Raw genomic sequence first — 9,007 nt, 5'->3', positions numbered from 1 at the left:
TCTGCCGTAAGGACATGGCGAACTTCATTCTCGCTTTCCCCGAGGAGAGTGACCGCACACCGGAGGCGCTGGCAGCGTGGCTTCTGGAGAACGCTGAACTCGACACCCAGTGGCCGCAGATCATGCTGCCGGTGCTCGAACGTATCCGCGACGGCGAGATCGACGCAAGCCAAGCCGGCGACACCGCGAAGCAGGGCGGCGGCATCGGCTGGTGGTTCCCCTTCGGCATCGTTCATGCGGGCGATCCCGAAGGCGCGGCCCGCGAGGCCCGGCGGCTCTCGGCGATCTGGAAGGCTCCGCTCGAGCGCGACTTTGTCGCCGCTGTGGTCGCGGGCATCGCCGAAGCGCTGCGTGAGAACGCGACATGGAACGACGTGATCCATGTCATGCGCGCCGAATGCGGACCACTCGCCATCGCCCTGATCGACCGCGCCCTGCGCATTGCGGGCGAGGCGACGGACACTTGGGATCTCGCCGCGCGCCTCTACGATGAGGTGCTTTTCAGCGAGACGGCACATATCTGGGAGATCACGCCCGAGGATCCCCCAACGGCCGCCGACGCCCCAGTGCCGGCCCGACATGCGCCGCTCGAGGACACCGACGAGCCCTACACGACGTTCTTCTTCGCCGAGCAGATCCCGCTGGCCGTCGCCGCGTTCGCTTATGCTAAGGGAGAGGTCGAGGCGCTGCCGGTTTGCGTCAACCTCGGCCGAGACTGCGACACCACCGCGACGCTCGTTGGAGCGCTCGTGGGTGCTTTGCACGGCGAACAGGCCTTACCGGACGAGTGGGTGCATGCGGTCTGCACTGTTAATTCCGCCGAGATCGATCTGCGCGGACAAGGGGAAGCACTCTCGAAACATCTTCAAGGCACAGCCGTTCAGTGAACATTGGCGCGAGACAAGATTAGGGTGGAGCAACAGCATTTGCCTGCCACGGCCGGCTTCCACAGCCGGCCGGGCACGCGAAGAGGGCCTTCTCAAATCCAAGGACCTTCAGTAGCCATGGCTGATAACGGCGATGGTCCACTTGGCCGTTCTGACACAATCCAGAACCTCTGACCTGATGCTGTGGACGGCCTCTGCACCCCCGTAGTGTGCGATGATTTGGCCGTTGAGCCAGGTCTGAGGAGCGTTCCCATGAACCAAGATGTTGCCGTTGTCGGCCTCGATCTCGCGAAGCGGGTATTTCAAGTGCATGCAATCAGCGCTGATGGAGCAGTGGTGGCCAAGCGCAAACTCCGCCGCAGTGAAGTGCTGCCCTTTTTTTGTCCTTGTCGCCATGCCTTGTTGGTATGGAAGCCTGCGCATCCGCGCATCACTGGGGGTGTCCGTCGTCAGATGATTTGGGACACGGTGGTCTGATGTCGAACGGAGGGTCTGGCTCGTTCGGGGTTTCAGTTCATGCCGCCGTCTCGCGATGCAGCGAACGGCGCTTCTCAATCGTCCTGGCTTTGATCTCCTTTCGTCGATTGAGAATGGTATCGGCCCTTTCAAGATAGACGTCGACAGGCGCGAGATTGCCGAGGCTCTCGTGGTAGCGGTGATGGTTGTAGTGGTCGATGAAGGCTGCCACGGCCGCCTCGAGCGCTCCGGGCAGGTAGTAGTTTTCGAGCAGGATGCGGTTCTTCAGGGTCTGGTGCCAGCGTTCGATCTTGCCCTGGGTCTGGGGGTGGTTCGGGGCGCCGCGAACGTGATCCATGCCCTTATCGGCAAGCCAACCAGCCAGCTCCCCGGAGATGTAGCTGCTGCCGTTGTCGCTGAGCAGCCGGGGTCGATGAGCGACGATGGCCCGGTCGCAGCCCGAGGCGGCCAAAGCATCTTCCAGCGTCGCGGTCACATCCGCCGCCTTCATCGTCGTGCAGAGCCGCCAGGCGACGACGTAGCGGCTGTAGTCGTCGAGGATGGTCGAGAGGTAGAACCAGCCCCAGCCGATGACCTTCAGATAGGTGAAGTCGGTCTGCCAGAGCTGGTTCGGCCGGGTCGTCTTCTCGTGGAACTCGCCTGCCGCTTTGATCACCACGAAGGCCGGGCTGGTGATCAGGTCGTGGGCCTTCAGAACCCTGTAGACGCTGGCCTCGGACACGAAGTAGCGCCGGGTGTCGGTGAAGCGGGCGGCGAGCTCCCGGGGTGACAGCTCAGGCTGCTCGAGGGCCAGATCGACGATCTGCTCGCGCACCTTGTCAGGAATCCGGTTCCAGACCCGGCTCGGTCGCGAGGGCCGGTCCTCGAGCCCGGCGGGGCCCAGCGACAGGTAGCGATCATACCAGCGGTAGAAGCTCGTGCGCGGCACGCCGATCATGTCGAGCGTCCGTTTCGCCGGCAGGTGTGACCGCTCCACCTGCCGGATGATCTCGAGCTTCTCGGAAGCGGGATATCTCATGCCTCGTCTCCCCCATCCCCGAGCATGCTTTTTTTGAGCAGGCGGTTCTCCAGGGTGAGATCGGCCACCGCCTCCTTCAGCGCCGAGGCCTCGTGCCGCAGGTCCTTGACCTCAGGGCTGGTGGCCTGGCGGGCCGTGTCGCCCGCGAGCCGCTTCTTGCCGGCCTCGAGAAACTCCTTCGACCAACTGTAATGGAGGCTCGTGGCAATCCCCTCGCGCCGGCACAGTTCGGCAATGCTGTCCTCGCCACGCAGCCCATCCAGGACGATGCGGATCTTCTCCTCGGCTGAATGGTGCTTCCGCGTGCGCCGACGGATGTCCTTCACCAGCGACTCCGCCGTCGGTCTGGCTGTTCCGGGTTTCTGTCTCATCTCCACTCCTCGGCGGTTACGATGAGCCAGAAACCCTCCGTTACAAAATCAACTCAGATGTCCCAGACGCGCTGACGGGGGACACAGGCGAGACGAGTTCTCGGCCCCGAACGTGGCTGACAACTCGCTTTGCGACAGCACGTTGTCGCCGTCGGTGTCGGTCCTCTCGAACAGGGTGGTCTCGGCCATCGGCGCACAGGTGGCCAGCAGCAGGGCGGCTGCGCTCATGGGGAGCATGAAATTGTCTAGCATGGTCGCCCTCCTTCGGTTCATGGGGTCGAGAACGGCGCGTAGAAGTCTATTCTAGACGGCACTCGAGAGGTCAGGTCAGCGGACCGAGGTCCGCTGACCTGGGTTTGCCGACCTACTGCTCAGCGGCCTGGGCGGGATCGACGGCCACGAACAGGGACCGATTGTTGCGCACGATGCGGACGAGAAGCGGCTTCTCGTTCTCGACGGCTGCCTTCCAAGCGTCGACGAGATCCTGCGGGTTGGTGATGTCATTGCTCCCAGCCTTGGTGATGATGTCGCCTTGGGCCAGACCGGCTTCTGCCGCCGCGCTGCCGGGAGCGACGTTCTGGACCATCACCCCGATGCCTTCATCGAGGCCAAGCTCCCGGCGCACGGTCTCGGGGATGGCCGTCAGGCCCACACCCATGCGCACCCCGCTATCCACCGCCGGACCTTCGCCGCCATCGGGGTTCGACGAGCTTTCACGCTGGGCAAGGGTAAGCTCCACACTCTGCGTTTCCCCATCGCGCTTCAGCTGCAAGGAAATGGTCGTGTCGGGAGCCAGTTCGCCCACGCGCCGCGTCAGGCTGCGCGGATCCTCGATCGGCTCGCCGTCGAGGGAAAGCAACACATCGCCCTCCTGCAGTCCCGCTGAGGCAGCCGGGCTACCCGGTTCGACGCCGATCACGATCGCACCGTCCGCGTTTTCCAGCTCCAGCGCCTCGGCGAGGTTCTCGTCGATCCCCTGCAGGCTGATTCCGATGAAGCCCCGCTCCACGGTGCCGTTGGAAATGAGCTGTTCGACAACGTCCTCTGCGGTGCTGGCCGGCACGGCGAACCCGATGCCGACATTGCCGCCGCTTGGGGAGAAGATGGCCGTGTTGACCCCGATGACCTCTCCGGCAGTATTGAAGAGGGGACCGCCTGAATTGCCCGAGTTGATTGATGCATCGGTCTGCAGGAAGTCGTCGTAAGGCCCCGAGCGGATGTCGCGCGAGGTGGCCGAGAGAACGCCGACGGTCACGGTGCCGCCGAGACCGAAGGGGCTTCCGATCGCGATCGTCCAGGCCCCTGGCTGCAGGGCGTCGCTGTCGCCCCAAGACACCGTCGTGAGATCGGAGGTGTCCTCGAGCTTCAGCACTGCAATGTCGGTCGCAGGATCGGTGCCCACGATGGTCGCTGCCCGCGTTTCGCCATCCTGTAGCAGGATCTCGATCTCGTTGGCCCCTTCCACCACATGGTTGTTGGTGACGATGTGGCCCTCGCCGTCGATGATGAAGCCGGACCCCATGGCCGTGCCCTCGCGCGGCTGCTGCGGCTCGGGAGTGCCGAATGGCAGCGGGGGCATGTCACGCAGGCGCGGCGGTGGTCCGACCACCCCCTTTGCGGCAATGCCCACGACGGCCGGGCTTTTCGCCTCCACGATGCCGGTGAAGTCCTGCGGTGCGGAGTAGGTGTTCGAGCTCTGAGCGTCGCTCTGTGCAAGAACGGGCGCTGCAGGGGCGACGAGGCCAGCAATGGCCAATGCCGAAGCGGCGTTGCGAAGCAAGGAAAGGGTCATCGGGGGTTCCTCCGGTTTGCTTGCAGCAGGTCCGGGGGGAGGAGCCGGACTGCCTGAACGACTGCGGCACGCGCAGTATTCAGGGTGCAACAGACGCGGTCCGCGTCGGTTCCATGAGCGAAGCATGCCCCCGTCACGGATATTCGCGTGAGGCCGAAGGGGCCATGAGCGTATCTGGAACGTGGGCGCCTACCCTGAGGAACGGAAGGCATGTTCCTGCAGTAGCGAACCGATGGGCCACCATTGTCCGGCAGCCTGCGTTCGAACGTGTCTAGAGAGCCAACAACAACATGCCGTAACCCGCCACTCCGGTCGCAAAGGCTCCGAAGCTGCTTTGCCGCTCTTCGGGCAGTTCCTCCTTCAGGACGTTCAGCACCACTCCACCGGCCAGAAAGGAGAAGGTTCCCAACAGGTAGATCTCGGGGATCTCGAGGACGACGCCGAGCACCCATCCCATCACCACGGCGGCTGCCAGAAGGTAGCGTCCCCTTCGGTCATACAGCTCACGGTGATCATCGTGCATGCCGAAGTCGTTCGTCACGAAGTGCAGCCCCATCGCCACGACATAGATAGCCAGCGACACGCCGCTCGGGTCTTCGCGGTGCAGGAGAAAGTAGCCGATCAGGATGTTATAGATCGCAAAGGAGACGGCATGGATCCAGAACACATGGTCTTCGGCTCGCTCGCGACCCTGCTTGGAACTCTGGACCATACGCTCCAGCCCGTAGAACAGGGCCAGCCCGCTCAGGGAAAGCGCGTAGACCAGCAGCTCGAAGGACGTCTCTTCGGTGAGCGCTTCCTGATGTTCCGCCAGTTCAGGCAGCAGGTGCATGAACACGTAAGCGACGGCCACTCCGCCCGCAAAGGATAGCCACCGGCTTCGCGGAATGCCCTCCAGAAAGCGCAGGTGGGGCACCAGGAAATGGATCGCCGCGAAGACGATCGCCGCGAGCAGGGAGAGAAGATAAAGGCTGTCCATGTCTTCTGAACAGGCCCGAACCAGCGGGGTTCCTGATCGCTAACGTCGCCGGTATGCGTCCGCCCTCTTATGGGACGGACGCGAAGGCAGGGCTGCCTTATTCCCAGAAGCCTTCGTCGACGCCTTCCAGCGCTTCGAGGTCCTCTTCGTTCAGCCGGGTGACATAGGAGTAGCTCTGGTCATCGACCGCGACGAGGCTCACGTCACCGACAGAGATCATGACATGCTTGTCCCCGAGGTCCAGGAAGCCGCCGACTTCGGCAACGATCCCGATCATCTGCCCATCGCGGGACAGGACGATGTCCTCGATTTCGCCGATCTGGTTCCAGTCGGGGCCGACCGCGTCGTAGACCGTGGCCGAATCCCAGCCTTCATCCGTAGCTTCGTTCGTCGTGTAGACCGCGCCGCCGGTGATGTCGCGCGACCGGATCAGATCACCCTGCATGCCGGCCAGGTCGGCGCTGGCCATGGGGCTCATGGCATGGGCTTCTGCAAGCGCCCCGGTTCCGGTGACCATCAGCGCGGCAGTGCCAAGCGCCAGTATGTTGAAGCGTTTCATCGCTAATTCCTTCCACTTTCATCTCTGGATATGCATCTAGGACGAAAGCGAAAATTCGCCACTTGGTTTCGAAGCGAAAGGTGGGGTCGGCGCGGAAAGCGAGAATTTGAAAGAAGATCGAAACGAAAAAGGAGGCTGAATTACCCCGATGCGCAGCAGGATAATACAGCCTCCCCAGTTTCACACTGACGAAAGGTCTGTCTGGCCAACTCCGAACTCCAGCTGAAGTTCCTTCCATGGTTCTCTGTTGGCAGGCAAACTAAATCCCTCCTGTCTCAGTTGCTGGCACTGCAGCCGGATCCGCAATCGCCAACCGCCGCCGTAAGTGCGTCGATATCTCCGGCGTCACCCCCATCCGACGCTGTGTTGCCGGCTGTGGCGTAGCTCGCATTGACCACCGTGTCGCCGCTGTTCTCACCGTTGAGGATCACTGCTGATCCGAGTATGGCTGCCGATGTCAGAGCCGCAGCGCCGAGGCCCGACGCCATGGCCGTTCCGACCCCGGGTGTGGACGCCGATTCTCGGGCGATGACCACGGTCCGACCAGGCTCGCTGACGTCGTATGTCGTAAGGGCTGTGAGAACCGGAGCGCCTCCGGATTGGTTCCCAGCGACCGTGACGACGTCCTGGAGAACACGCCCATTCGCCAGCTGATATGCGGGCAATGCGGTGGTCCCCGTTTCCGCACAGGCCGTCACCATGACAAGTGAAGCCCCTGTTGAAACCTTCAATATACGGCTGATGCTGAGGGCAACCTGAGATGCAAACGACATTTCGACCTCCCATTGATTGGCAGGCTAACATGATGAGCATGTAAACGTTCCGAGGAGGCTCATATGACGGACCGAATGAGAGCCGTAAGATCCATGTCCGTGCTCATGATAATTGCTCAAGAGGGAAGCATCGGCGCGGAATAAGCGCAAGAAAACCGCGCCCCTCCAGTAATGGATAGAGCGCGGCGCTGAAGGCGAAACGGAGTTGTCCTACAGGGTTAATCCCATACGGAGGTCACGGTTCCGGCAAACAAGCTATCAGTTGCTGCTTCCGCTCTCCTAATCGTCCGACGAGCTCTCGTCGGCGGCATTGTCCGAGCCATTGCTGGCGGCATCGCTCGAGGTCGAGCTTGCCCCACTCTGTTCGCTGCCGGTGCTATCGCCTGAGCCGGAGCTGCTAGTCTGATCAGAACCGCCCTGCTGCGTCATGGGGTTACCGGTGGCATCGTAGAACACGATCTCGGCGTCCTGCTGCAGCTCGGTCTGCAGATCCACATAGGCCTGCTGCCGCAGCTGTTGCTCGATCTGCGGACGCACCTGCTCGAGCGGCGGCAGCTCCTGCGCGCTCGTCGCCGCGAGTGCGTCATAGGCCCCCTGAACAGTCTCGTCTGTGATGTCGTCCTCGAACTGCTGCTCGAGCCAGACCTGCACCATCGCATCGTCTTCGGCCTCGATGGTCGACTGCTCGACCAACTGCTTCACCCGGTCGTTCTCCGCCAGGTTGGCACTCCGAGCTTCCTCCAAGATCAGCTCGCGCATCACCAGCTACTGGATCGCACTCGAGATGACCATCTCAGGCGGCTGCGAGCGACGCAGCTGGTCGGGCAGCATGTCGACGAACCGCATGACGTCGCCGGTGACGATGTCGGTGCCGTTCACCGTGGCCACCTTCTGGCTATCTCGTGCCTGCGCGGTCGCATTCTGGCCGTCGGTCTGGGACTGGTCATCTTGCGCCAGCGCCGGCACGGCTGTCATTCCGAGGCCGAACGCGGCCGTCAGGGCGGTGCTGCGGAAGAAGCGGCTGATAAGGGTCATAATGTCCTCCAGATTGCGTCTGGTGTCATCAACCCTCCCAACGATTGCTGGCCATCTCCGTTCGAAGCAGGGCGTTCACGATTTCCGTGAGCCGAACTGCTCGTCAGTTCCATGAGGGCCCCGATCCTTTCGAAACCAGATCGGTTGCGGCTCGTTCGAACCATGAAGAGTGGAAGCCCAAGAGGAAGCCATGCCAGAGCTGAGCCGTCCGATCCGTATCCTGCGACCGGGGGAGACCTGCTGGCGGATGGGGCAGGCGGACCGGCTTGCGGTCATCGTCGACGCGGCCGACTACTTCTCGGTGATCCGCGAGGTGGTGCCCCAGGCGCGACGCAGCGTCCTGTTCATCGGCTGGGACTTCGACACGCGGATCGAACTCGAGCCCGGCGAGGAGGGAGGAGAGGCGCCGAACACATTGGGCGCCTTTCTTGACTGGGTGGTCGAGCGCACTCCTGAGGTGGAGGTGCGCATGCTGAAATGGGATCTGGGCGCCCTGCAGACGCTGGCGCGCGGATCGACGCCGCTCATGGTGGCCGACTGGCTGTCGCACCAGCGCATCCATATGCGGCTCGATCATGCGCATCCATCGGGGGCCGCCCATCACCAGAAGATCGTGGTGATTGACGACACGCTGGCCTTCTGCGGCGGGATCGACATCACCGCCGAGCGCTGGGACACGCGCGACCATCCCGATGAGGACCCACGCCGCAGGCGGCCGACTTCGGGCCGCCATTACGGTCCGTGGCACGACATCACCACGGCTGTCAGCGGCGAAGCCGCGCGCGTTCTGGGCGAACTGGCTCGCGAACGCTGGGAAGCGGCGACGGGGGAGCGGCTTGCGGCACCGATGCCGGGCCGGCCGATCTGGCCGGAGCGGTTGTCGCCAGTGGCGACCGATCGTCCCGTGGCGATCTCGCGGACGCTTCCGGCCTATGGCGACCGGGCGGAAGTACGCGAGATCGAGGCGCTTTATCTCGAGGCCATTCGTCAGGCCCAGGACGCGCTCTACATCGAAAGCCAATACTTCGCCTCGCGCCGGATCGCGGAAGCAATGGCTGAGCGCCTGCGGGAGCCCGACGGCCCCGAGATCGTGGTGATCAACCCGCACAGTGCCGA

Annotated in this window: 9 protein-coding genes and 2 pseudogenes; 3 read left to right on the top strand and 8 right to left on the bottom strand. The window is 63.2% G+C overall.

The window, feature by feature from the left end; all coding sequences use genetic code 11:
- The coding region (locus FD715_RS21725) for an ADP-ribosylglycohydrolase family protein (protein WP_223275035.1) at positions 1–887 on the top strand (887 nt) is incomplete at its 5' end.
- A 252-nt stretch (positions 888–1,139) separates the two neighbouring features.
- A pseudogene (locus tag FD715_RS21720) lies at positions 1,140–1,324 on the top strand (IS110 family transposase); the annotation flags it as partial.
- A 77-nt stretch (positions 1,325–1,401) separates the two neighbouring features.
- Here the strand turns inward: FD715_RS21720 and FD715_RS21715 are convergent.
- From FD715_RS21715 to FD715_RS21680, 8 genes are all read right to left on the bottom strand, one after another.
- Positions 1,402–2,753 (bottom strand): IS3 family transposase gene (locus FD715_RS21715; protein WP_147115163.1). Its coding sequence is split into 2 segments (ribosomal slippage): positions 1,402–2,417 and positions 2,417–2,753, totalling 1,353 coding nucleotides; the frame shifts between segments, so codons are not numbered across the junction.
- A gap of 48 nt (positions 2,754–2,801) precedes the next feature.
- A complete protein-coding gene (locus FD715_RS21710; protein ID WP_147115160.1) occupies positions 2,802–3,005 on the bottom strand; it encodes a hypothetical protein in 204 nt (67 codons plus the stop codon).
- 112 nt (positions 3,006–3,117) lie between these two features.
- Entirely contained in the window at positions 3,118–4,545 is a 1,428-nt protein-coding gene (locus FD715_RS21705; protein ID WP_189799603.1) for a Do family serine endopeptidase, read from the bottom strand.
- Positions 4,546–4,816: 271 nt separating this feature from the next.
- Positions 4,817–5,524, bottom strand: coding sequence for a hypothetical protein (locus tag FD715_RS21700; protein WP_147115154.1), 708 nt, complete (start codon positions 5,522–5,524; stop codon positions 4,817–4,819).
- 97 nt (positions 5,525–5,621) lie between these two features.
- On the bottom strand, positions 5,622–6,083 hold the full coding sequence (locus FD715_RS21695) for a PRC-barrel domain-containing protein (protein WP_147115151.1): 462 nt from the start codon (positions 6,081–6,083) through the stop codon (positions 5,622–5,624).
- A 275-nt stretch (positions 6,084–6,358) separates the two neighbouring features.
- Positions 6,359–6,856: a hypothetical protein gene (locus tag FD715_RS21690; RefSeq protein WP_147115148.1), complete on the bottom strand. Its 498-nt coding sequence runs from the start codon at positions 6,854–6,856 to the stop codon at positions 6,359–6,361.
- 279 nt (positions 6,857–7,135) lie between these two features.
- Positions 7,136–7,615 carry a hypothetical protein gene (locus FD715_RS21685; RefSeq protein ID WP_147115145.1) on the bottom strand — a complete coding sequence of 160 codons (480 nt, stop codon included), beginning with the start codon at positions 7,613–7,615 and terminating at the stop codon, positions 7,136–7,138.
- Positions 7,616–7,621: 6 nt separating this feature from the next.
- The gene (locus FD715_RS21680) at positions 7,622–7,891 is read right to left on the bottom strand and encodes a hypothetical protein (protein ID WP_147115142.1); all 270 of its coding nucleotides are present in this window, start codon (positions 7,889–7,891) and stop codon (positions 7,622–7,624) included.
- A gap of 190 nt (positions 7,892–8,081) precedes the next feature.
- On the opposite strand from FD715_RS21680, the pseudogene FD715_RS21675 reads away from it, so the two are divergent.
- Positions 8,082–9,007: pseudogene (locus FD715_RS21675) on the top strand (phospholipase); the annotation flags it as partial.

It is taken from the genome of Tateyamaria sp. syn59 (assembly GCF_007995245.1).
In the GTDB taxonomy this organism is placed as follows: domain Bacteria; phylum Pseudomonadota; class Alphaproteobacteria; order Rhodobacterales; family Rhodobacteraceae; genus Tateyamaria.
The sequence above is the reverse complement of the archived record's forward strand: the minus strand, read 5'-3'. Positions and strand labels throughout refer to the sequence as shown.

Bases quoted from the DNA above. Each gene is read 5' to 3' on its own strand.
- FD715_RS21710 (WP_147115160.1), bottom strand. From the start codon at position 3,005: ATGCTAGACAATTTCATGCTCCCCATGAGCGCAGCCGCCCTGCTGCTG.
- FD715_RS21705 (WP_189799603.1), bottom strand. From the start codon at position 4,545: ATGACCCTTTCCTTGCTTCGCAACGCCGCTTCGGCATTGGCCATTGCT.
- FD715_RS21700 (WP_147115154.1), bottom strand. From the start codon at position 5,524: ATGGACAGCCTTTATCTTCTCTCCCTGCTCGCGGCGATCGTCTTCGCG.
- FD715_RS21695 (WP_147115151.1), bottom strand. From the start codon at position 6,083: ATGAAACGCTTCAACATACTGGCGCTTGGCACTGCCGCGCTGATGGTC.
- FD715_RS21690 (WP_147115148.1), bottom strand. From the start codon at position 6,856: ATGTCGTTTGCATCTCAGGTTGCCCTCAGCATCAGCCGTATATTGAAG.
- FD715_RS21685 (WP_147115145.1), bottom strand. From the start codon at position 7,615: ATGCGCGAGCTGATCTTGGAGGAAGCTCGGAGTGCCAACCTGGCGGAG.
- FD715_RS21680 (WP_147115142.1), bottom strand. From the start codon at position 7,891: ATGACCCTTATCAGCCGCTTCTTCCGCAGCACCGCCCTGACGGCCGCG.